Origin of the sequence: Vibrio sp. 1-2 (7-a) (genome assembly GCF_013048515.1) — a bacterium.
Classification (GTDB): domain Bacteria; phylum Pseudomonadota; class Gammaproteobacteria; order Enterobacterales; family Vibrionaceae; genus Vibrio; species Vibrio diabolicus.
The window spans coordinates 76081-97621 of sequence record NZ_VHSQ01000005.1; the positions used below are offsets into that span (position 1 = coordinate 76081).

Annotated in this window: 23 protein-coding genes; 12 read left to right on the forward strand and 11 right to left on the reverse strand. The window is 45.2% G+C overall.

What is annotated here, in order from left to right; translation table 11 throughout:
- Window positions 1-78 precede the first annotated feature (78 nt).
- On the reverse strand, window positions 79-561 hold the full coding sequence (locus tag FKN08_RS14985) for a methylated-DNA--[protein]-cysteine S-methyltransferase (RefSeq protein ID WP_150917310.1): 483 nt from the start codon (window positions 559-561) through the stop codon (window positions 79-81).
- Window positions 558-1925: an AlkA N-terminal domain-containing protein gene (locus tag FKN08_RS14990; RefSeq protein ID WP_124008204.1), complete on the reverse strand. Its 1368-nt coding sequence runs from the start codon at window positions 1923-1925 to the stop codon at window positions 558-560. Before FKN08_RS14990 ends, FKN08_RS14985 begins: the two co-directional genes overlap by 4 nt.
- A 194-nt stretch (window positions 1926-2119) precedes the next feature.
- Between FKN08_RS14990 and FKN08_RS14995 the strand changes: the two genes are divergently transcribed.
- From FKN08_RS14995 to FKN08_RS15005, 3 genes are all read left to right on the forward strand, one after another.
- Window positions 2120-2323, forward strand: a complete 204-nt coding sequence (locus FKN08_RS14995) for a hypothetical protein (protein WP_017633816.1) — start codon at window positions 2120-2122, stop codon at window positions 2321-2323.
- A 325-nt stretch (window positions 2324-2648) separates the two neighbouring features.
- The gene (locus FKN08_RS15000; protein ID WP_006740929.1) at window positions 2649-3092 is read left to right on the forward strand and encodes a DoxX family protein; all 444 of its coding nucleotides are present in this window, start codon (window positions 2649-2651) and stop codon (window positions 3090-3092) included.
- A gap of 9 nt (window positions 3093-3101) precedes the next feature.
- Window positions 3102-3797 carry a pirin family protein gene (locus FKN08_RS15005; RefSeq protein WP_053809320.1) on the forward strand — a complete coding sequence of 232 codons (696 nt, stop codon included), beginning with the start codon at window positions 3102-3104 and terminating at the stop codon, window positions 3795-3797.
- An 81-nt stretch (window positions 3798-3878) separates the two neighbouring features.
- Here the strand turns inward: FKN08_RS15005 and FKN08_RS15010 are convergent, their stop codons facing one another.
- Window positions 3879-4772 carry a LysR family transcriptional regulator gene (locus FKN08_RS15010; RefSeq protein WP_053809321.1) on the reverse strand — a complete coding sequence of 298 codons (894 nt, stop codon included), beginning with the start codon at window positions 4770-4772 and terminating at the stop codon, window positions 3879-3881.
- A gap of 148 nt (window positions 4773-4920) precedes the next feature.
- On the opposite strand from FKN08_RS15010, the gene FKN08_RS15015 reads away from it, so the two are divergent.
- Window positions 4921-5274, forward strand: a complete 354-nt coding sequence (locus tag FKN08_RS15015; protein ID WP_005392041.1) for a DUF413 domain-containing protein — start codon at window positions 4921-4923, stop codon at window positions 5272-5274.
- 151 nt (window positions 5275-5425) lie between these two features.
- On the opposite strand, the gene FKN08_RS15020 is transcribed toward FKN08_RS15015, so the two are convergent.
- Complete coding sequence (locus tag FKN08_RS15020; protein WP_005392042.1) at window positions 5426-5677, reverse strand: DUF3081 domain-containing protein; 252 nt, start codon at window positions 5675-5677, stop codon at window positions 5426-5428.
- Between the two features lie 374 nt (window positions 5678-6051).
- Between FKN08_RS15020 and nagB the strand changes: the two genes are divergently transcribed.
- Window positions 6052-6852 (forward strand): glucosamine-6-phosphate deaminase, encoded by an 801-nt coding sequence (gene nagB / locus FKN08_RS15025; RefSeq protein ID WP_006740926.1) that lies wholly within the window; start codon window positions 6052-6054, stop codon window positions 6850-6852.
- 91 nt (window positions 6853-6943) lie between these two features.
- Here the strand turns inward: nagB and FKN08_RS15030 are convergent, their stop codons facing one another.
- Together FKN08_RS15030 and gltS (FKN08_RS15035) are read right to left on the reverse strand one after the other, a co-directional pair.
- Entirely contained in the window at window positions 6944-7810 is an 867-nt protein-coding gene (locus tag FKN08_RS15030) for a hypothetical protein (RefSeq protein ID WP_053809322.1), read from the reverse strand.
- Between the two features lie 157 nt (window positions 7811-7967).
- Window positions 7968-9194, reverse strand: a complete 1227-nt coding sequence (gene gltS, locus FKN08_RS15035; protein WP_053809323.1) for a sodium/glutamate symporter — start codon at window positions 9192-9194, stop codon at window positions 7968-7970.
- A 415-nt stretch (window positions 9195-9609) separates the two neighbouring features.
- Between gltS (FKN08_RS15035) and FKN08_RS15040 the strand changes: the two genes are divergently transcribed.
- Genes FKN08_RS15040 through FKN08_RS15050 form a run of 3 tightly spaced genes read left to right on the forward strand, consistent with a single transcriptional unit; the run spans window position 9610 to window position 11665 of the window.
- Entirely contained in the window at window positions 9610-9981 is a 372-nt protein-coding gene (locus tag FKN08_RS15040) for a GntR family transcriptional regulator (protein ID WP_005392046.1), read from the forward strand.
- Entirely contained in the window at window positions 9978-10835 is an 858-nt protein-coding gene (locus FKN08_RS15045; RefSeq protein ID WP_065645244.1) for an ABC transporter ATP-binding protein, read from the forward strand. The genes FKN08_RS15040 and FKN08_RS15045 overlap by 4 nt, the downstream gene beginning before the upstream one ends.
- Entirely contained in the window at window positions 10835-11665 is an 831-nt protein-coding gene (locus FKN08_RS15050) for a hypothetical protein (RefSeq protein ID WP_170892430.1), read from the forward strand. Before FKN08_RS15045 ends, FKN08_RS15050 begins: the two co-directional genes overlap by 1 nt.
- A gap of 101 nt (window positions 11666-11766) precedes the next feature.
- On the opposite strand, the gene gltS (FKN08_RS15055) is transcribed toward FKN08_RS15050, so the two are convergent.
- Window positions 11767-13002, reverse strand: coding sequence for a sodium/glutamate symporter (gltS, locus tag FKN08_RS15055; RefSeq protein WP_006740921.1), 1236 nt, complete (start codon window positions 13000-13002; stop codon window positions 11767-11769).
- An 866-nt stretch (window positions 13003-13868) separates the two neighbouring features.
- Here gltS (FKN08_RS15055) and FKN08_RS15060 point away from each other — a divergent pair.
- The 4 genes from FKN08_RS15060 (at window position 13869) to FKN08_RS15075 (ending at window position 17536) form a co-directional block, all read left to right on the forward strand.
- Window positions 13869-14663 carry a DUF4344 domain-containing metallopeptidase gene (locus tag FKN08_RS15060; protein WP_170892431.1) on the forward strand — a complete coding sequence of 265 codons (795 nt, stop codon included), beginning with the start codon at window positions 13869-13871 and terminating at the stop codon, window positions 14661-14663.
- Between the two features lie 27 nt (window positions 14664-14690).
- Complete coding sequence (locus FKN08_RS15065; protein WP_005392063.1) at window positions 14691-15077, forward strand: DUF393 domain-containing protein; 387 nt, start codon at window positions 14691-14693, stop codon at window positions 15075-15077.
- A 180-nt stretch (window positions 15078-15257) separates the two neighbouring features.
- A complete protein-coding gene (locus tag FKN08_RS15070) occupies window positions 15258-16919 on the forward strand; it encodes a methyl-accepting chemotaxis protein (protein ID WP_005392065.1) in 1662 nt (553 codons plus the stop codon).
- A gap of 122 nt (window positions 16920-17041) precedes the next feature.
- Window positions 17042-17536 carry a peptidylprolyl isomerase gene (locus FKN08_RS15075; protein WP_005374458.1) on the forward strand — a complete coding sequence of 165 codons (495 nt, stop codon included), beginning with the start codon at window positions 17042-17044 and terminating at the stop codon, window positions 17534-17536.
- Between the two features lie 119 nt (window positions 17537-17655).
- Here FKN08_RS15075 and FKN08_RS15080 read toward each other — a convergent pair whose 3' ends face one another.
- The 4 genes from FKN08_RS15080 to FKN08_RS15095 form a co-directional block, all read right to left on the reverse strand.
- Entirely contained in the window at window positions 17656-18291 is a 636-nt protein-coding gene (locus FKN08_RS15080) for a DUF2268 domain-containing putative Zn-dependent protease (protein WP_047009727.1), read from the reverse strand.
- A 68-nt stretch (window positions 18292-18359) separates the two neighbouring features.
- A complete protein-coding gene (locus FKN08_RS15085) occupies window positions 18360-19151 on the reverse strand; it encodes a LytTR family DNA-binding domain-containing protein (RefSeq protein WP_170892432.1) in 792 nt (263 codons plus the stop codon).
- Between the two features lie 15 nt (window positions 19152-19166).
- Window positions 19167-20189 carry a sensor histidine kinase gene (locus FKN08_RS15090; RefSeq protein WP_170892433.1) on the reverse strand — a complete coding sequence of 341 codons (1023 nt, stop codon included), beginning with the start codon at window positions 20187-20189 and terminating at the stop codon, window positions 19167-19169.
- Window positions 20190-21536, reverse strand: coding sequence for a hypothetical protein (locus FKN08_RS15095; RefSeq protein WP_170892434.1), 1347 nt, complete (start codon window positions 21534-21536; stop codon window positions 20190-20192).
- Window positions 21537-21541 lie beyond the last annotated feature (5 nt).

The following is a 21541-nucleotide window of genomic DNA, read 5'->3' on the forward strand; positions in this document are numbered from 1 at the left end:
TCGTATAACGAATATGAAACTCTACACTATCGTTTCCCCTGTGAAGCACGCTTAATCACAATATGAGAATCGCCTCACTTAAAGTGGTGTACCTTGCTCCAACGCAAGTAAACGTTGCTTGCGCTCTACTCCACCAGCATACCCTGTCAATTTACCGCTTTTGCCAATAACGCGATGACAAGGCACCACGATAGAAATAGGATTTTTTCCGTTTGCCAACCCAACAGCGCGCACAGCTTTAGGGTTGCCAATCGCGTTGGCGAGATCTTGATAGCTCCACGTCTCGCCGTATGGAATGGTCGTTAGTGCCTGCCAAACTTGATTTTGAAAATCCGTGCCTGTAGCCGCCAAAGGCAGCTCAAATTCATTACGTAGGCCAGAAAAATATTCATTCAACTGGGTAACAGCTTGGCGCAAAACCGGGTGTTGATCGTCTCGCGCTCCCAGTACACTCGGCTTAGTGGTGCATGTTTCAAACCAAATGCCAAGCAAGCCCTCAGCGTTAGATTGGATGGTCACCGTTCCTAATGGGCTCGGCATTTCGGTATAAAATGTTTTCATGATTGATTCCATAAGTGAAACGTCGCGTAGCTTCCCCAAGGGGCCGCAGTGTGCGTATTCAGTGATGGGTAACGCTGCATCACCTTCTTCACCACTAAGTCTTTATCTAAAAAGCAATCGGGTTGAGATTGCCCTCGCAGTTGAGCATAACTGACTGTCCAAGGTCCAATGCCTTTCAAAGCAAGCCACTGCTGGGGGTCGGCTTCTGAGTTGTCCTGCATGAACTGGGCGAAGCGCACTAGCGTCTCTTTACGGCTTTGCGGCATGCGCAAAAAGCTCACGTCGGCGTTCGCAATATCACTGGGAGTCGGGAAAAAACGTTTATCTGACTCTCCACTAAGTGTGGCCACCAATAAGTTAAGTTGACCAATCGCCGCTTTAACCGACACTTGTTGGCCTAAAATCGCTCGAACTCCGGCTTCCCATGCATCCCATACACCAGGAATCCGAATACCTTTACTCGACACAAGCCCCGGTGCAACATAATCCAAATGCTGCTCAACAGTACAAATATCGGCGTCAAGATCGAACATACGACGAATGTCAGACACCAAGTTTTGCAGCTTCGTTACGTCTTCAATTTCAAACGCTAGCTCTAGGTACCCTTCACCTTTGGTTGCTTTAAACCATGCTTTACTGGTATCCAGACAAACATTGCGCTGGTAACTCTCATCACTCACCAGCTCAACCCCCTCAATCGCTCGTAAACGGTAAAAGTTCAACATGTGCTGCCAATTCAATTCACCTCGATAAGGCAAGGCAATTCGATTGCTACCCATACCGTCAAACTCTTTGCGACGGACTTGAGAAGGCGTCAGCTTGAGAAACTTTTGGAAAGCATCGTTAAAACGGCGCGTACTGTTAAAACCAGACGCAAACCCTACCTCGGTGACCGACATAGAACTGGAATGAAGCAACTGTTTGGCGAACATTAATTGTTGATATTGCGCATACTGCTTGGGTGACATGCCTAGATACTGCTCAAACAACATACGTAAGTAGCGATCCGAAATCCCAACACGCTCTGCTAGCTCAGACACCGAGTGGTGATGCAACTCCCCTCGATCAATTAACGAAATCGCTCGTTGAAAGGTCGTTTCTACGCCTTTCCATGCCCAAGAACCCGGCGCGCTATCAGGTCGACAGCGCAAACAAGGACGGTACCCCGCTTGGAGAGCTTGCGCTTTATCGGTGAAGTACTCTACATTTTCTTCTTTAGGTAAATTAGCCGGACAAATTGGGCGACAAAAGATCCCCGTTGTTTTCACTGCCACATAAAATCGCCCATCAAAACGGCTGTCTCGCGCGACTCGCGCCTTATGACACTGCTCGAAAGTCAGTGAGGTATGGGGGTGAATAAACATAGTGCTTTCCTTGCTCATGCCTTTTGTCATTTATTGTTCATAGGCATCGTTCAATATAGTGTTATTGTAGCTTGCTTAAGCGCCTACAATTAGCCATTTTCGGAACTCAATATTGAGATTTATTGGCATTAGCGCTTTTGTACACTAAAGTTAGATTCAGAACATCACAACAACGTCGGCTAAAGGGAATTGGCATGGACTTACACACTTGCGTAATTGTACTAAGAAACCAAAAGGTTATTACCAGTAAATCCGTAGATCATTCAATTGGAATTATCGAACGAGACTCAGATAACGAGATCTCAGAAATTCAAATTAATGCCACGGATGGACGTAATATTCGAACCTATCACTACAACAATGTAGAGGAGTCACTAGAGAGCTTAATGAACCTCTGACGGTTTTCTTTAACACACCTTTCTCCCTTGTTAATAGCGAAAGCAATAGAGCACAGCAACCTGTGCTCTTTTTTTGTTTAACAGCAAAAATGTTTATCGAAAATAATGATGGTTCCTGACTTAAAACACGACAAAACTGGCATAAAAAACTCATAAAAAACACTCAAGCAACTGATTAAAAATAACAAAAAACCATTATTCAACTTTTTAGAACGAGTTTATCAAAATACTCCCGTTATTTTTATTCTCACCGCCACCTAAACTGTTCTCAACAGCACGGGAGCACACGCTTCCCACTCATTGAAAAGAGTCAGAGGACAGAATCATGAAAGCACTATTACAGAAAATCACCACTTCAAACGCAGGTTACAGCGCACTATCACTTCGCATTCCAATCGGCATTATCTTTATGGCGCACGGCGCACAAAAACTGTTTGGTTGGTTTGGTGGCTACGGGCTAGAAGGCACAGGTCAGTGGATGGCATCCATCGGTTTAGGTCCTGGCGTGCTAATGGCATTCCTTGCGGGCAGCGCAGAGTTCTTTGGCGGCTTGTTCATCTTGCTTGGCCTACTAACTCGCCCGGCAGCCGTTGCTTTAGCGTTCACGATGGTGGTAGCGATATTCTCCGTCCACTTTGAAAACGGTTTGTTCATGGCAAACAACGGTTACGAGTTTGGCTTAGCTTTACTGGCAGCAAGTGTTTCACTGGCGTTTTCTGGCGCAGGTAAGGCCGCGCTAGATAACTTCTTGAACAAAAAACTCTCTTAGGGAGGCTCTATGATTACGGTAAGACATGCAGCAGACCGAGGTCGAGCAAACTTTGGCTGGCTTGATAGCAGACATACGTTTTCTTTCGGTAGCTATTACGATCCTCAACATATGGGCTTTTCTGAGCTGAGAGTCATTAATGACGATGTAGTCCAACCTGGCGCAGGTTTTGATACACATGGCCATCGTGATATGGAGATCATCAGCTATGTGCTGGAAGGTGTTATCGCACACAAAGACAGCGAAGGTAACGTGAAAACATTACCTGCTGGGGAATTCCAACTCATGTCGGCAGGGAAAGGGATTTACCACAGTGAGTACAATGCGTCGAACCGCGACACGCTGCGCTTTCTACAAATTTGGATTCAGCCAAATACATTTGGAACCAAACCAGGTTATCAGCAAAAAGACTTTGGTCGCACGCCTGGATTAACAACTATCGCGACTCCAACAGGAGAAAACGGTACGCTACTTATTAAGCAAGATGCCACATTACATCAGTTAATTCTTGAACCAAATAGCGAACTTAACTTTGAGATAGAATCGGGTAGAAACTTATTCGTTCACCAAGTAACGGGGAGCCTTAGCATCGACAATACCACCTTGACGGCGGGCGACGGCGCGAAGATCGAACAGAAAAGTAAGGTTGTTTTACACAATACATCGAACGAGAGCACAACCGCCCTGCTATTTGACTTGCCATAACTATCGATTCATCGAGATAAAAAGAAAGCCGCCTGGATTTTCCAAGGCGGCTTTTTAATTTCTCTGACTTTTCACTCAAAGCTATTCGCCGGAAGTGCCGGAACCAATTTGCTGAAAACTGTAAGCCGTCAGTGGATCAATCTCTTTGACAATTTCTTCCACTTGCTTAATCGCGTCTACAGACGAGCTAGCTTTACGATAGCTCAAATAGATAGGGCGACACCAATCTTCTACGCCAGACACCTTGTGAAGCTGCCCGTTGGCGATAAAGGGCTCTACCAGAGAGATGGGTAAGTAAGCGGCACCGCCCTTCTCTAAAATAAAGTCCAATGCTATACGCGCTGTTGAGGTGCGCAGATACGGAGCCGGGATCTTAGGGTGACGTTCAGAATGTTCTGATGAGAAGCGCGTTCCCCAATCCACATACACGTATTTGTTTTCAAAAACGGTGTCTAAAGAGTCTTTCTCAGTCGATACCAGAACGAGAACAACATCGGCCACTTTTTTGCAGTTAAGCTCATCAGCTTTGATTTGGTCGAACGCAAATGCCATATCTAACGTGCGCTCTAGCAAGCTGCGACTGAGCATTTCCCGCCCCATCACTTCTGCCATGAAGCCATAGCCTCCAAATGAATCCGTGACGACACTTAAACAGTTCTGCAAGTAGGCGTCCCAAATATTTGGCGTACCGCCTAACGTTAATTGCAGCGCTTTGCCATCTTCAAGCGATAACTCTAGCTTCGCTTGTTGCAATGTGGTGACCATCACCTCTGCATAACTGATTAAGCGCTCACCTGCAGAGGTCAACTTTATGTTATTTCGATCACGAATAAACAATTGCGTATCGAAGTAACTTTCCAATTGTTTGATACGTGCGCTCACTGCAGCTTGGGTAATATAAAGATTCTCAGCGGCGCGTCCGAAGTGACGAACCCTTGCCAGCTCTAAAAATGTTCGAAAGACTTTTACATCCATAAACCATCTCCTGGTTAATATAAAACCAGATTAACAACTAATTAAAATCATGACGACAAAAAAGTTTTGTTTTTCTTTTGTTAGCTTTACGCCTAATTTTCGCCGTAGTTCACTACATTCATCAATAACGGTTACAGAGGCTGTTGACATGTCTGACACTGAATTCCGTCATGGCAAAAAACGTTTTTACGACAACGTAAAATTCCCACGCGGCTTTGCAAAGTCTGGCGATTTTACTCTCTCGGAAGAGGAAATCCTAACAATTTATGGGGATACTATGCTTGGCTTAGAGTCAGGCGAATTAACACCTGAAAATAGCGAAGAGAAACACTTCATCAAGGTGCTAGAAAACCCAGGCAAAGCAAAAACAAAACTTGAGCGTACGTGGCTAAAGTACACCCAACTTGCTCGTGGTCGCAAGCGCTTCCACACGCTAAATGGTCGTAATAAGCCTGACGCGACAGAAGATTACATTGAAGAGAGTTTGGTCGAAGACGATTAATAACCAAATAAACTAATTCTCGCCTTTTTCTAGCAGTAGGCAGTAGGCGAAAGCTCGTTTGGTTTGACTGAGCGAGCAAAACAAGCTCATTTCTTCTCCTAAAGCCCAAGGGCGCGTTCTCCCAAGGGCTTTTTTAGTATTTAGTGCTAGTCTACTTGGCAAGCATCGCGATCTTTTTCAAAAAGCTCTCTTTCAAGTGCTCTTGGTCGTACTCCAATTGATAGGTATTGTGGAAGCCAACCTTTAGCTCAACACCATTCCCTCGTAAGAAAACGTTGTACCCGTCGTAATCGGAAAACGCTTCTACACCTTCATACATTTTGCCAAATTCGGTTGGTGTACCGTTGTTCATCACACATTCGTAAGCCTGTAGTACTTTGCTCGGATCTAACTCATTTTTCATACCGAATTCCTCACTGGTTTACACATTTCAATTATGGTTAAGGAATGAGCGTCGTGCCATGTCCATCCCATAATATTTGAAGTTCGTGTGCGGTTTCACACTCTGTAGGTTGTTAAAAAACAAGGTTAAGTGCGAAGACAGAACTTAATTTATATCATAAATTTTATCTATCAATTCGTCAGTTTCATAATGCAATTTCTTTGTAAAAAATCGGCTTATAAAAGCATTTAGATATAAAAACAGTCGATAAAATCAACACTGGTTAAAGAAAAAGCAAAATTTTGACCTAAAACAATAGCAGTTCGTCATTACTTATTTTATAATGCGAATTAATGTTTCGGTACATCGTAAATTCCAATAACTAGGGGCACAAAATGAGACTTATCCCGTTAACTCGAGCAGCACAAGTAGGTAAGTGGGCAGCTGCGCATATCGCTAAGCGTATCAACGACTTTAAACCTACTGCTGAGCGTCCATTCGTTCTGGGTCTACCAACTGGTGGCACTCCTCTAGCAACCTACAAAGCCCTAATCGAGCTTTACCAAGCCGGCGAAGTGAGCTTCAAAAACGTCGTGACTTTCAACATGGATGAGTACATTGGCATCCCTGCAGATCACCCAGAGTCTTACCGCTCGTTCATGTACAACAACTTCTTTAATCACATTGATATCCAAGAAGAAAACATCAACCTACTGAACGGTAACACTGACGATCACGACGCAGAATGTAAGCGTTACGAAGACAAAATTAAGTCTTACGGCAAGATCAACCTGTTCATGGGCGGCGTGGGTAACGACGGTCACATCGCGTTCAACGAGCCAGCGTCATCTCTGTCTTCTCGTACTCGTATCAAGACACTGACTGAAGACACTCGCATTGCGAACTCTCGCTTCTTTGACGGCGATATCAACCAAGTGCCTAAATACGCACTGACTATCGGTGTGGGTACACTGCTAGACGCAGAAGAAGTGATGATTCTGGTAACAGGTCATAACAAAGCTCAAGCACTTGAAGCAGCAGTAGAAGGTTGTGTAAACCACCTATGGACGGTTTCTGCACTTCAACTTCACCCTAAAGCAGTGATCGTATGTGACGAGCCAGCTCAACAAGAACTGAAAGTGAAGACAGTGAAGTACTTCTCGGAGCTAGAAGCGGAAAACATCAAAGGTTTTTAATCCATAGGATGACAGCCTAGATGCACGCTAAAAATACGAAACCCGTGATCAATCACGGGTTTTTTCTTATCTGAACAGCGGGCTTAAGTCGTTAATAAGCTTTAATACCAAACTGACGAAGACGCTTAGGCAGCACTTCATCTAACTTGTCTAGTTCACTCGGTTCGACTTCGATAAGGTTAAAATGATGCTGCTCATAAACAGTACGAATGGTCTCACGGTCAGCCTCAGCCATCTCCCCAGTATCACTTCCCCAAAACTGTAAATAGACTTTACCGCCTGGCAAATAAAAATCACTGGTGACATCTTGGTCAATCGGCAGTTGACGCTCATAAGCGTGCACCACACCAGCCAAGTACAGCCAGTTGTCGATGAGCAACTCCCCCTTAGAACGCACGTAATGCCCATCTAATGTTCGGTGTTTGGCTTCAAACTTTTGGCGAAAGCTTGAGTACGATTTATCCGTGGAGTGTGACTCCGCATCTTGCCCTAAAAATTCAATGACAGACTGCTTAAGACGCTTATTACGCAGCACCACATCGTGCCATACGACAAAGGTATTTTGTGTCTCTTTATCGGTTCTTTGCTGGCCACCAGCGCGTATACCAGCTTCAGTGACACTCCAACCTTCTTCAGATTTGGCGATCCACCCCAACTCACTCAACAGTTGGTTCATGCGCTTCGCATTCAGTTTCAGCTTTTCACCCAGCTGCGTGGCGCTTAATGTTTTCCCTGAGCTGGAAGTCAGCTCAATATGTAAATTGGTCGGCCAGACGATGAACAGGCCAAATTTAGGGTGATCCACATACTCGCCGCCAAACTTGGCGCCTTCTTCCGTCAGAATCCATTTTTCGTCTTGGCGAACAATGTAGCCAGCACGTTTGAGATCGGCAAACAACAGCTTGGCTTCAACCTTGCGCATTTTCGCTAATGCCGACGTCGATATTTTTTCAGACATGTGGGTACCTCATGCTGCTGTAAAACTGAACACTATGTCATCATAGTAACGTATTGATTTCACGGCTTGAAGTCAGAGAAACAAGATTTCGTGTTACAAATAACAAAGCCAATCTCAAGGGACTGGCTTTGTTATGTTAAGTTGAAAGAAGCGGGGGCTATTTAATAAAAGCAATGCAGCCTTGCAAAATCACTAAGTTCACAATGTCGATGAAGAATGCACCGACAATTGGTACTACCATAAATGCTTGTGGTGATGGACCATAACGACTCACGATAGAGCCCATATTCATGACCGCAGTCGGTGTGGCACCTAAACCGAAACCACAATGTCCACTGGCGATCACCGCGGCATCGTAATTACTGCCCATCATGCGGAATGTTACGTAATAAGTGAACACCGCGAGTACGGCAGACTGAATAGCAAGAATAATAAGGAATGGGATCGCAAGATCAAAGATATTCCACAATTTCAAGCTCATCAGAGCCATGGCAAGGAACAGCGATAGCGAAACCGTACCAAGAATATCAATGGTTTCTAAATCAACCTTGCGCACCTTGGTCACTTCCATGATGTTGGTGATGACAACACCAATAAACAGCGCATAAACAAAATCTGGGATCATCAACCACTTGATGCCAAAACTGCTCACCCAACTCTCCAGATAGCTCGCGCCTGTCACGCAAAGCAAAATAATGGATAAGCTTTCTACAACTCTTTTTGCCGTGACACGATCTTCTTCATGTTCGTTATAGGTCACCAATTCAGGGAAACTCTGATGACTTTGGTTGGTGCGTCCGTATTCCGATTCTAAGTTGTGCTTGTTGAGTAACTTTTGCGCGACAGGACTGCCAATAATCCCGCCCATGACCAAGCCAAACGTAGCAGAAGCCATCGCCACTTCTAGGACATTGTGCAAACCATACATTTCTTGAAAAGTTTGCGACCACGCCGCACCAGTTCCATGTCCGCCAGAAAGCGTAATAGAGCCGGCGATCAACCCCATGAGTGGATCTAACCCCAATGCGGTTGCTAAGGATACGCCGACCGCATTTTGGATAAGAATGTAGACCGATGCCACAACAAGGAAGATGAAAACCTTCGCACCGCCTTTAATCAGTTGGGTGTAATTTGCCGCTAAGCCAACCGTCGCAAAAAACATCAGCATAAAGGTGTTTTGCAGTGGTAAATCAAATGATACATCCACACCATTTAAGTGCATCGTCGTGATCACGCAAGCCACCACTAGACCACCAACAATTGGCTCTGGGATATTGAATTTCTTTAAGGTTGGTAATTTGGTGTTAATGAACTGCCCTAAAAATAACACGCAAATTGCGACGAGAAACGACTCTTGTGGGCCGATAGATATTACCTGATTCATGAGACCTCTTTACTCTCCTCTTTCTCATTCATTGAGCAAGCGCCCAACGTGAGATAGGTGCCTAAGTCAATCAGATTGCCTCTCGAACCTTTTGTTTTCTAGGGTGTATTTGCCACAAATTCTCATCATGTAAGAAATTGATTTACCCAAAATCCCACTGATTATCATTATATGAGAATACCAATACCAAGCTGGTGGTAAATGCCTTGATTGGATTAGAAAAATAACACTTCTCAACTTATGAGAAGTGTTTAATTTATGTTCATAAGAAAGTCTTCAAAATAGCTATCACATAGGTAGATATTTAGGGAAAGCGAAGGCTGGTACATACGCTTTATTTTAAATTATTACTTTCTCTCCGGCACACTAGGTGTTATACCTATATATAACACCATTTCAGCCAAGAGATTCACTCATGACCAATTGGCATGATCGCCAACCGATTTTTCGACAGTTGGCTGACCAGATCACTCAACAAATACTGCAAGGTATCTGGCAAGAAGGCGATGCTCTGCCCTCCGTTCGTAGCATCTCTGCGGATATGAAAATTAACCACCTCACCGTCATGAAAGGCTATCAATTGCTTGTTGATGAGGGATTAGTGGAGAAAAAACGCGGTCAAGGTATGTTTGTCGCTTCAGGGGCAAAGCTCAAATTGCTCGCAGACGAGAAGGCACGTTTTCTTCAACAACAAATTCCGCAGATAGCCGACACAATACAGCGTCTGGATATGTCACTCGACGAATTCATTCAACAACTAAAACCACACTTGAAAGGTGACCAATGAGCGCATTAGTCAGTGTAAACAATGTCTCCAAGCAATATCAGCAACAAGGAGAAGCACTGCATGAAGTGAGTTTCGACCTACATGCAGGACAAGTACTAGGCTTACTCGGCCATAATGGCGCAGGTAAATCAACGCTTATTAATGCCCTACTCGGCGCACATGAATATCAAGGCACTGTTCGTATCAACGGATTTGAACCCATTATGCAACGCGACAAAATAATGCAGAGCTTGTCCTACATCTCGGATGTGAACGTTCTGCCAGATTGGATGACTGTCGCTCAACTGCTTAACTATACCGAAGGCGTGCATCCAGGGTTCAATCGCGCTCAAGCAGATACGCTGCTTCGTCAAACGGACATCAAACCTCGTGCGCGCATCAAATCTTTATCCAAAGGGATGAAGGTGCAATTGCACCTTGCGATTGTAATCGCGACTAACACCCAAATCCTCATATTGGATGAACCGACACTCGGGTTAGATCTCGTTTATCGTGATACGTTTTATCGTCACTTATTGGAATGGTTTCACGACGGCGAGCGCGTGTTGATCATCGCCAGTCATGAAGTATCAGAGATTGAGCACTTGCTGACAGATGTGCTGATTCTTAAGCATGGTCGCCCCGTTCTGCAAACCTCGATGGACAGTATCAGTGAAGACTACTTCATCCTTGAGGCCAGCGACGAATACCGCACACAAATTGAAGCGATGAACCCACTCTCGTCACAAAAAGGCCTCGGTTCAACGAAATGGTTACTCACTGCCCAGTATGCCCAACAAGCAGAAACAATGGGGGCCATCCATGGGGTGAAGTTAGCGGATCTATTTTTAGCATTGCAGAAGGAGGCAGCGTAATGCGTTCAGTTGTCGCGATGTTGCAAAAAGAGTGGTTAGAAAACCCTCTTGTTTTACGTATTCCACTGTTTGTGTTGGCATGTGGACTTATCCTCTTTGTCAGTTTAATGAGTAACGACACTCTACAACACAATATGTTTTTTCAAATGAGCTTTGGTGGTGATGTTAGTGACATTCACAAAGAGCTTGGTGACGATGTAAACATGTTGATTACCGGCGGGGCGGGACTGCTGTCTATCTTATTAGCCGTTCAATACTTCCCGAGAACACTGCGCAAAGAACGCGCGGAGGGCAGTATTATGTTTTGGCGTAGTATGCCGGTCAGCGACATAAAAACTCACTTAGTGAAGCTAGGGTTTGGCTTATTGGTGATTCCGCTCGTTTGCTCGGCGCTTGTGCTCGCAGCAGATTTGATGTTGTGGTTGCTGAACATCTCTACCGATCACCAATTGGCTTTATTGTACCGCCAAGCCTCGTTAGGTTACGTGCTGCTGCATTGGGGAGAGTTTTTAATCAGAATGTTGTTCGCCGGTATTCTACTGTTACCGCTGGCATTAACCGCAATGGCTATTTCTCAGAAAGTGAACTCACCACTGGTCGTTTTGTTTATCGCTATTTATGCGCTGCGCTGGATGCCAATCGCACTATTTGGCTATTACGGCCTAGATCAGTTCTTCTCCGAAGTGCTTTACCTTCCACTGCACGCCATTGTTGCACCAAGCCCATTTAATGCAATTCCTCAGGCGGGCTGGTTAAACGTTGGCATTTACGCTTTCATCGGCGTTCTTGGTTGGACAGCTAGTCTCAAGTTCAGCCGAACCATTCAATAATCCGTCGTTCGATAAACGGCCAAAATCGAGCCATAAAAAAACGGTCACAACCTGTGTTGTGACCGTTTTTATTTCGACCTTAGGAGATCATGAACTTAAATTTAACCAAGGAATGAAATGTAACCTTGTAAAATGATTAAGTTAACGATGTCGATAAAGAAAGCCCCCACAATTGGCACCACCATAAATGCCTGCGGCGACGGGCCAAATCGGTTAACGATAGAGCCCATGTTCATCACGGCTGTTGGGGTTGCCCCCAAGCCAAAACCACAGTGACCCCCCGCAATAACCGCAGCGTCGTAATTGCGTCCCATCACTTTGAACGTAACGTAGTAAGTGAAGATAGCTAAGACCACAGACTGCACAGCCAAAATGACCAAGAATGGAATCGCTAAGTCAAAGATATTCCATAACTTCAAGCTCATTAATGCCATCGCCAAGAACAATGACAAAGAAACGGTACCGAGCATATCGACAGTTTCTGCATCTAACTTACGAAGCTTGGTCACCTCTAAGAAGTTCGTGATGATCACACCAATGAACAGCGCATATACAAAGTCTGGAATCATCAACCATGAGATTTCATACGTGCTGACCCATTGCTCAACATACTTCGCACCCGTAACACAGATCAGTAGGAAGAAGAGTTTCTCCACCACTTTTTTCGCCGTTACTTTATCTTCTTCGTATTCGTTGTAGGTCACCAACTCAGGGAATTTTTCGTGAGTTTTGGCATCTCGACCACCACGACCATACTCCGATTCAATGCTGTTTTTTTCTACGAGGCGCTGTGCCACTGGGCTACCAATGATACCGCCGATGATCAAACCAAAAGTGGCTGATGCCATCGCTATTTCCAAAACGTTATCCAATCCATACACGTCTTGGAAGGTTTGTGACCACGCTGCACCTGTACCATGGCCACCAGACAGAGTAATCGAGCCAGCAATTAACCCCATCAAAGGATCTAAACCGAGCGCCGCCGCGAGTGAAACGCCAACGCCGTTTTGTATGATGATGTAAAACGATGCGACAGCTAAGAAGATAAAAACCTTCGCACCTCCTTTCATCAACTGAGTGTAATTTGCGGCCAAACCAACCGTCGCAAAAAACATTAACATAAACGTATTTTGTAACGGCAAATCGAACTCCAAGTCGATGCCGTTGAAATGAAGAGCAGTAATCATGCAGGCCACAATAAGGCCACCTACAATCGGCTCAGGTATGTTGAACTTCTTTAAAATCGGTAGCTTAGCATTAATAAAATGCCCCAGGAAAAGCACACTGATTGCGACCAAGAAGGACTCCAGTGCACCTACAGATATTAAATGATTCATATCGCCTCTTATTATTGTTCTCTTCATCCTCCGTAATGATCGAGTGTTAATTTAACCTTCATTCAATAGCAAATGTTCTCTCTTTACTGTTTCGAAAATACTCAAAAGTTGGTGTAGATGCGCCTTAGGCTAGTTTAAGGGACGCTCCTTTAGCGATGTGTCAGTTTTCCGCTGTTAGCAAGCCCTTAAATGTGAAAGGAGCCGATATAGCTCCTTCAAATGCCCCCTCGCAATACCTGTGCGTTACTGCTTGGGGTATAGTGTTGTGAGTAAATTCTGGGTGACACTTTCTGAACCACATTGGGCTCCCTTACTTAAACAGAATGTGTCAATTACTATCAAACAAAGTTCCTTCCCGTTGTAACCTCTAAACGCCGAGATCGCGTTCAAAACAATTGGGTTTGCTTGTTCCTGTCGTAGTTTTTTAACTCTGGCTCATGGTGTGTAAACGAACCGAATCCAAGGAAACTCTCAAGCTGCAACAAACGTTTTCGTCACAACGGAGCCGGATTATAACATATTGCTGATAATTTTCTTCAATTCAGTGACATTCACCACTTCCATAATTCCACTCCATAATGATTAACTGCTGAATGGCATTTTTACAGACAAAAGAGCGAAGCGAATTCAACTTAGCCTCACCCCCAAAATAAACCTTAAAAGCCAATCACTTATCTATCGTCTCCTGAGTAAAACGTGTTTTGATAGGCTTTCTGGAGGGCCCAGCAACCAAAATGTACGGTGTTGTCATGGTAGTCTTTCGAGGCTAACTACCCGGTTCTGGGTGATAAAAACAATCCCAATTATGCATCACACAAAAACATGTATAATTTTTATGTAAGTTATTCAAATAACAAGAGCCCTACATGAAAATTCATTCGCGTTTCCCTGTGCTATTACTCTGTGCTATCTCATCTGCCACTGCAGCGGAAAATATCCGTATTGAATATTCTCCCGTGGAAACAACCCATGAAAACATCGCCCTGCAATCTATCCAAAACAGCGATGTAAACCCAATTTTTGTTGAGCTATCTCAGATCCACTTTCCATTTCGCAAACCACTCACACTGGTTTACGGCGGAGAAGATGGCCCAATGTACGATCCCGATACGCACACGATACACATTCCCTACACTTTTTATTTGGAATCACTCAATTACTTCTCCAATAACCAGTATGAAGAACGCCTTGGAAAATCCCCAAAAACAGGGGCGTTAGATACGTTATTACACACCTTGCTGCATGAAGCCGGGCATGCTTACATCGAAGATCAAAACATCCCTGTTCTCGGAAAAGAAGAAGATGCCGTCGATAATTTTGCCACGATCTTAATGATTGACTTCCTAGAAGATGGCGCAGAGATGGCCATTAGCGCCGCCGACATGTTCGCATTTGAGTCCGATGACAGACCGGACTACTACGACTTCGGTGAGTACATTGATGAACACAGTTTTGATTTGCAACGCTACTTCTCTACCTTATGTTTGGTGTACGGCAGTGATCCGGAACAGTACAAGTCGCTTCTCGATGAAGTTGAAAAAGACTACCTACGAGATCGCAAAGACTTTTGCCAATACAACTACGAGAACATACGCGCGAATTGGAACCACTACCTGCAACATAATGAACCAAAAGAAAAATCGCCACGTAGAACTCAGTAAGCCAAATCAAATAATAAGACGATCGCAATGACAAAACTCACCATATTTTATGACGGAACTTGCCCACTGTGCGCCAAAGAAATGCACGCACTTAAGCGACGAGATGTAAAACAAGCGATAAAAATCGTCGATATCTACAGCGATGAATTTTCTGATTACCCACAGATAGACGCGCAAAAAGCCAATACGATTTTGCATGCGCTGAATGACAACAATGAACTGATACTTGGTCTTGATGTGACTCACCGAGCATGGCAGTTGGTCGGACGAGGTTGGCTATATGCACCACTACGTTGGCCATTACTCAAACCAATTGCCGACTGGCTTTACCTGCGTTTTGCCAACAATAGGTATCGTGTCTCATACTGGCTTACTGGTAGCTCCCGCTGCAACTCGGGCCAATGCTCTCGCTAATTGTGATCCTGCTTAAAAATGTGAGTCTCTCTCGTCCACGATCACCAACTTCCTGTACTTCTCACCCGCCAACTCGGTTAATCTGCAATCAGTACAAAAATAAATATTAACTCTTTTATTTGGTAAAGCTATTGAAGTTTACCAGTTTGTAACGCTGCGCCGAGACGTAAGGAAGTACCTATGAATCTAACGATAAGAAAGCGACTTTATATTCTTTCCATCATTCCCGTGTTAACGATTGCTTTGGGTATGATGTGGTTTACCTACCTCCAAACCAGTACCTACAACCAACAACAAATCAATCATACGCACACGACGATGATGGCGATGAAGAAAGCGGAACTGAAAAACTATGTGCAGATGGCTCATTCCGCACTCAAACCGTTATTGGATCGTAATGCCTCATTGCAAGAAGCTATTCCAGTGCTCAAAGAGCTAGAGTTCGGCCAATCAGGTTATATTTTTGCGTACGACTCAAAAGGCGTGCGTGTTGTTGTCGGAAAAAACAACAAAGGGGTTGGAGAAAACTTCTATAACCTTCAAGACAAAAAAGGCAACTACCTGATCCAAGACCTGTTGAAAAACGCCAAAACGGGTGACTTCACAACCTACTACTTCCCTAAGTTAGGGCAAACCGAAGCATTACCAAAACTCAGCTACTCCATGTTCATTCCCAAGTGGGATATTATGATTGGCACAGGTTTTTATACTGATGATATCGATGCGATCATTACAGAGATGGAAAACACAGCAAACGATGAGCTAAACAATACCTTAGCCGCTATTGCTATGTTTTGTGTCTCTATTGCCGTTGTCGTGGCCATTTTTGCCGTACTCGTCAACCGTAGCATTATGCGCCCTATCGAACAGTTTGACAGCTCAATCCAATCTTTCGCGCAAGGTGACGCCGACTTAACCGCGCGTATGGAAGAATCTAGCGTGCCAGAATTTAAGCAGCTCGCGCATAACTTCAATATCTTCGTTGAGAGCTTGCAAGGAATTATTAAGAGCGTCAGCCATGTCGGACAAGAGGTAGTATCAGAAACGAACAACATGTCTCAACGCGCCTCACAAGTGGATGAATTGGCTTCTGGTCAACGTGAGGAAACGGAACAAGTCGCGACAGCAATGACAGAAATGACGGCCACCGCTCACGAGATCTCTGGCAATGCAAACCAAGCCGCCGATTCCGCTAAAAACGCCGATGACAACGCACAACAAGCGAAGCACATCGTAGATTCCGCCGCTAATTCCGTTGAAGCGCTAGCAAATGAGGTATCTGAAGCAAGCACTGTAATTTCACGTCTAGAGAGTGACGTGCAGAACATCTCATCCTCACTTGAAGTCATCCAAGATATTGCTGAACAAACCAACTTGCTTGCGCTAAATGCCGCCATTGAAGCAGCACGAGCGGGCGACCAAGGACGCGGATTCGCAGTTGTCGCGGATGAAGTGCGTAAGCTTGCAAGCCGCACTCAGGACAGCACAGGTGACATTCACAAGATGATCGATCAACTTAAAGCAGGATCGGATGCCGCAGTAAAAGCGATGGAATCTAGCCAAGCACGTGGCGAAGCGACAGTAGAAGAAGCACGTGCTGCATCGGTTGCGCTGCAAGATATTCAAGCAGCGATTGCGAATATCATGGACATGAACACGCTGATCGCTACCGCGACCGAAGAGCAAAGCCAAGTTGGACAAGAGATTTCACAACGCATCGAAGTCATTTCTCAGCAAAGTAGTCAATCGGCACACCTTGCCAATCAAAATCGCTCGGGCAGCCAAAACCTCAATCACAAAGCCAACGAGCTTTACGACTTGGTGGGACGCTTCACGGTTTAACTTCCTTAACCATACTTAATAGTAGAAACAGCGACGCCTTAACGTCGCTGTTTTTATTTCTGCTATCCTCAAGCGACTTAGCTATAATGCCGCCAACTAAGCACCCATAAGGGCAAAACCAGATGATTATCATGACCACCAATTTCGGTGACATCGAAATTGAATTGAATCTAGAACGAGCGCCAGTTAGCTCAAAGAACTTCAAAAAATACTGTGAAGATGGCTTTTACGACGGCACCATTTTCCACCGCGTTATCGACGGCTTTATGATCCAAGGTGGCGGTCACACCGAAGACATGGCAGAAAAGCCAACACGCGCCCCAATCGCAAACGAAGCAAACCGTGGTCTAAAGAACCTTGTTGGCACTATCGCAATGGCGCGTACCGATGCACCGCACTCTGCAACGGCACAGTTTTTCATTAACTTGGAAGACAACGATTTCCTAGACCACACCGCAACCACCAACCTAGGCTGGGGTTACGCGGTATTTGGTAAAGTGACCGCGGGTATGGATGTCGTAAATCGCATCGCGAAAGTGAAAACAACTTCTAAGCTTGGTCATGATGATGTGCCATGCGATCCAATCATTATTGAGAAGGTGACGATCAGCGAATAAGCACACTCGCCTCTTCGAAGAAGTCGTCACTATAAAACGATAAAAGCGCCTAACGTCTTATGACTTAGGCGCTTTTTGTTTTGAAGGCTCAGCTTATTAGTTTAAGTTTAGTAACGGAGTTATTGATAGAAAAGCTCGGCTTTTGCTCCAACCAAATCCAGCTCAGAGTCCTGAAAATCAGCCAGATATTCCGCGACAAGGTTGTACCCGACCCAATACCCCATGTACTTCGGCCAGCGGCTTTCATCACTGCCAAGAAAGTAAGCATCGAAGTTGTAATCTAAACTGGTCAGCTTGTCTTTCATCTCAGCATAGAAAGGACGCCAATCTTGATCTTTGATGTTCTCAAACAAGCTCGGAGTGACGCCACCATTCACCTTACGTTCGAAATGACAAGCTAACCCTTCCATAATCAGCACATCACCAAGTGCAACGCCATTCTCTCCTGCTCGCATACGGAACAGGTGATGCAACTCATGCGCTAGCACCGCAGCTAGTTCTTTCTCAATCACGTTTTTAATATCTGCACGTTGAGTATCAAGCAAAATTTCTACACGATGGGCGCTTAAGCAATAGCCACCAATCCCCGTCTGCGGTACGTCATTGCGATCAAACGGGCTAATGGTCAGGTCAACGTTACTTAAATCAAAGTAACTAGAAAGCTGTGAGCTCAGGTCATCAAGTTTCTGATGTAAATACTCAGCGAGTGGAGACAACTCTCCCGTCGCATTTAAGAGGGTGACGCGATAACTCATTTATCTTCCTTGATAATGTAGGTTAAGAGCAGCGAGTTTACAGTGTAAAGAGTGAGCAGTTCTAGCGATTACATCCCTTTGAACAAACTTTGAGATGCACGGCTCACAGCGAGCTTGTTTTCCCCAATGTGAACAAACATTCTTCCAGCAAAGTCTTTGTTTACTTTGCTAATTTTGCACACTTGCACCACGCTTGAACGGTGCACTTGCCAGAACTGTTCTGGGTTAAGCTGCCCTATCAACTCTTTCAACGATGTGCGAATCAAATACTCCTGCACTTTACCTTGTCCTTGTTGGGCATACACAGAAACGTATTTTTCTTCCGCTTTGAAATACAGCACATCAGACGTGGCGATCAGATGAATATCTTCCCCTTGCGTTGCTTTGATCCACTGAAGATATTGCGGCGTTTGTGGCGCGGATAATTGTTGTAACTGTTCTAACAGGCTGTTCATCTGCACATTGCTGCTTTCTTGCTCTCGCTTAGCAAGGCGTGCTTTCACTCTTTCACACGTCGTCAGGAGGCGCTCATCCGAGATAGGCTTGAGCAAATAATCGGCGGCATTTTGCTCAAAAGCTTTGATGGCGTAATCATCGTACGCAGTGACAAACACAATCAAAGGTGGGTTGGCGAGTTGATTGAGTTTTTGCGCTAATGTCATGCCATCCAAAACTGGCATACGAATATCGAGAAACGCAATATCAGGTTGATTTTGCTCAATGGCTTGCAACGCTTGTTCACCATCGGCGACTTTGGCTATTACCTCTAGCTCAGGCCACACTTCAGCTAGGCTTTTATCAAGATGACGCCTCAATAGCGGTTCATCATCAGCAATAATGGCAGTAAACCCTGTATTCATTCCTTTCTTCCTTGATTACGATTCCATTGGCCAGCGCAAGCGAACACAAACGCCACCCTGAGCAGACTCACTGATAGAGACCTCTCCTTGCCCTGCGAACAAAGCTTCAACTCGCTGCTTGAGATTACTTAGACCCACGCCAGAGCCCATGTGCCCACTAACATGATTTAAGCCAACACCTGTGTCTCTGACTTCAATCTGCAAGTTCTGTTGTTTGCGCTTGATGAGCAAACTGACTTCGCCGCCTTCTCGCTTTGGCTCAATACCGTGAACAATGGCATTCTCCACCAAAGGTTGCAGCATCATCGGTGGCAGTTCTGTTGTTCCTAAACCGTCTTCTACTTCAATTTTGTAGCTTAGACGTCCATCCAGACGTATCTTCTGAATACTCAAGTAGGCTTCAATTAAGGCAATTTCATTCTCAATCGTGGTGTGCTCTTCACGTGAGCTTTTTAGCGTCGCACGTAATAGTGCGGTAAGTTGATCCAACATCTGCTTGGCCTTATCAACGTCCTGGGACATCAACGCGCTGATATTTGCCAAGGTATTAAATAGGAAATGCGGTTCAATCTGGCTTTGCATCTGCTTAAGCTGACTTAGCAACAGTGCACGTTCCTGCTCTGCCTTTTCACGCTTGATACTCTCTAATTCACGCTGAGCAATCGCTTCTTTCTCTCGTGAGTGGAAATAAAAGTAACACATGCCGCTGAATAACAAGCCCATCAGCAACACTGGCAGCATGCCCGAAATGCCGAAGTATTCACCGAGCCAAAACTGCGCATTAATGACGCCAAACAACAAACAGGCGGTCAGTGACAAAGCAATTTCTAGTCTACGAGGGATGCTAGGAAACAACTTGTCGACTAACCAAGAGAAGAACAAGGCGGAGTAACCAAAACCAAAGCTCACCAATACATGCACATAGTAAGGACCACCCCAAACAGACAATGTCATTACCGAGATAAACAAACAGAATAAAGTCGTGACAACCACACTGCGTAGCCATCCACTTTCTACCATTAACTTAGCTGAATACATTTAGAATTTCCCTTTGATGTTAAATACAATCATATGCTTATCATTGATTTGTGCGTAAGTAGATTGGTCGTCTCCGGTTAAAAAGCGTGCGGCAACTTCCACTTCTACACTTTGATCGCCAGTATCAATCCATTGGTAGTTAAGCCACTGCGTGACAATCACACCGCCACCTTGTGGCGACAGCATCACATCCAACGTAGGGGTTACATCACTTAGCCAGCCCATATCCGCTTCGCCGTTCCATGCAGCCCACGCTTCCACATCCCAACTCCAGTGCAGCATTACGTTATGCTGAACGATATTGGCATGCTGAAACCCTTGGGCGTAGCTTGTCGCAAGTAGAGCGCTGCTAGCCAACAGAGAGTTGTTAGGTTCAGGGATCTGAGAGAGTGATTCGCCACGCTCTATTGCTTGCTGCCATTCGCTTTTCGACCATGCTCGGCTGTCGTACCAATATTCAGCAATCACGTTGTGTCCGGCTTGGTTTGCCCAGTTCACCCCAACTAAAGCTTGGAATGCACTTCCCTGCTCCTCAACTGAAACGGGTTGGTAAAGATCATCCTGCTGAAACTGATAGCCGACACTTTGCTTTTGCCACAGCATGGAACCGTGCATGGCGATGTATTCATCCCACACGGCAATGGCACTGGCTCCGAGTAAACCTCGGCGCACATCATCGTAATAACCAATAAGTTGATACTCGGTGTCACCCACCAGCGCATAACGACGAATACCAACACCTTGTTGCTCTGCGGCTTGATCAAGTGCACTTTGGTCTTGTTGCCCCCAGCTTGAATCGGTCGCAATGACGGTCCATTCGCCGGCCATATCGTAGTGTGAAAGTGAAAACACACCCGCACCCTCTTCTGCGACTAAGCCAACCGGGTTTTGTCGATAAGGCTTAAACAGATCCAAAGGTCGGTAGCCATAACCCACGCCCCAATCCACGCGCAACTTACCCAAACTCACATCAAGAGTGGTATCACCGACTTGCCACTCCCCTAGCCAAGCAAGCTCTCTAATCAGCAATTGGTTATCAGCTTCACTCCACCAATCACTCTTTCCTTGTTGATTGAGGTACAAACCTTGGCTATACAGAGCGAACAAACCACTGAAGTTCTGATAATTCACCTGCACATCCAACAGTGCATTAAGTGAATCACGAGAACTGCCCTGCGCCTGCATAAATGCGCTATCACGCTGCTTGGCAGTTTCGTAGCTGACAGCCCAATCCCACTCAAAACTCAGTTCATCATTGGCAAAAGCAGGGGCTGACGCGCCCACACACAATGAGGCAGCAAGCAACAAACTGGTGCTTTTGTTAAGGTTAGGCTGGTGCGGTTTCATGTAAC

What these genes read in the sequence shown, in the direction of transcription:
- FKN08_RS14985 (WP_150917310.1), bottom strand. Translation starts at nt 561, where the DNA reads ATGAAAACATTTTATACCGAAATGCCGAGCCCATTAGGAACGGTGACC.
- FKN08_RS14990 (WP_124008204.1), bottom strand. Translation starts at nt 1,925, where the DNA reads ATGTTTATTCACCCCCATACCTCACTGACTTTCGAGCAGTGTCATAAG.
- FKN08_RS14995 (WP_017633816.1), top strand. Translation starts at nt 2,120, where the DNA reads ATGGACTTACACACTTGCGTAATTGTACTAAGAAACCAAAAGGTTATT.
- FKN08_RS15000 (WP_006740929.1), top strand. Translation starts at nt 2,649, where the DNA reads ATGAAAGCACTATTACAGAAAATCACCACTTCAAACGCAGGTTACAGC.
- FKN08_RS15005 (WP_053809320.1), top strand. Translation starts at nt 3,102, where the DNA reads ATGATTACGGTAAGACATGCAGCAGACCGAGGTCGAGCAAACTTTGGC.
- FKN08_RS15010 (WP_053809321.1), bottom strand. Translation starts at nt 4,772, where the DNA reads ATGGATGTAAAAGTCTTTCGAACATTTTTAGAGCTGGCAAGGGTTCGT.
- FKN08_RS15015 (WP_005392041.1), top strand. Translation starts at nt 4,921, where the DNA reads ATGTCTGACACTGAATTCCGTCATGGCAAAAAACGTTTTTACGACAAC.
- FKN08_RS15020 (WP_005392042.1), bottom strand. Translation starts at nt 5,677, where the DNA reads ATGAAAAATGAGTTAGATCCGAGCAAAGTACTACAGGCTTACGAATGT.
- nagB (WP_006740926.1), top strand. Translation starts at nt 6,052, where the DNA reads ATGAGACTTATCCCGTTAACTCGAGCAGCACAAGTAGGTAAGTGGGCA.
- FKN08_RS15030 (WP_053809322.1), bottom strand. Translation starts at nt 7,810, where the DNA reads ATGTCTGAAAAAATATCGACGTCGGCATTAGCGAAAATGCGCAAGGTT.
- gltS (WP_053809323.1), bottom strand. Translation starts at nt 9,194, where the DNA reads ATGAATCAGGTAATATCTATCGGCCCACAAGAGTCGTTTCTCGTCGCA.
- FKN08_RS15040 (WP_005392046.1), top strand. Translation starts at nt 9,610, where the DNA reads ATGACCAATTGGCATGATCGCCAACCGATTTTTCGACAGTTGGCTGAC.
- FKN08_RS15045 (WP_065645244.1), top strand. Translation starts at nt 9,978, where the DNA reads ATGAGCGCATTAGTCAGTGTAAACAATGTCTCCAAGCAATATCAGCAA.
- FKN08_RS15050 (WP_170892430.1), top strand. Translation starts at nt 10,835, where the DNA reads ATGCGTTCAGTTGTCGCGATGTTGCAAAAAGAGTGGTTAGAAAACCCT.
- gltS (WP_006740921.1), bottom strand. Translation starts at nt 13,002, where the DNA reads ATGAATCATTTAATATCTGTAGGTGCACTGGAGTCCTTCTTGGTCGCA.
- FKN08_RS15060 (WP_170892431.1), top strand. Translation starts at nt 13,869, where the DNA reads ATGAAAATTCATTCGCGTTTCCCTGTGCTATTACTCTGTGCTATCTCA.
- FKN08_RS15065 (WP_005392063.1), top strand. Translation starts at nt 14,691, where the DNA reads ATGACAAAACTCACCATATTTTATGACGGAACTTGCCCACTGTGCGCC.
- FKN08_RS15070 (WP_005392065.1), top strand. Translation starts at nt 15,258, where the DNA reads ATGAATCTAACGATAAGAAAGCGACTTTATATTCTTTCCATCATTCCC.
- FKN08_RS15075 (WP_005374458.1), top strand. Translation starts at nt 17,042, where the DNA reads ATGATTATCATGACCACCAATTTCGGTGACATCGAAATTGAATTGAAT.
- FKN08_RS15080 (WP_047009727.1), bottom strand. Translation starts at nt 18,291, where the DNA reads ATGAGTTATCGCGTCACCCTCTTAAATGCGACGGGAGAGTTGTCTCCA.
- FKN08_RS15085 (WP_170892432.1), bottom strand. Translation starts at nt 19,151, where the DNA reads ATGAATACAGGGTTTACTGCCATTATTGCTGATGATGAACCGCTATTG.
- FKN08_RS15090 (WP_170892433.1), bottom strand. Translation starts at nt 20,189, where the DNA reads ATGTATTCAGCTAAGTTAATGGTAGAAAGTGGATGGCTACGCAGTGTG.
- FKN08_RS15095 (WP_170892434.1), bottom strand. Translation starts at nt 21,536, where the DNA reads ATGAAACCGCACCAGCCTAACCTTAACAAAAGCACCAGTTTGTTGCTT.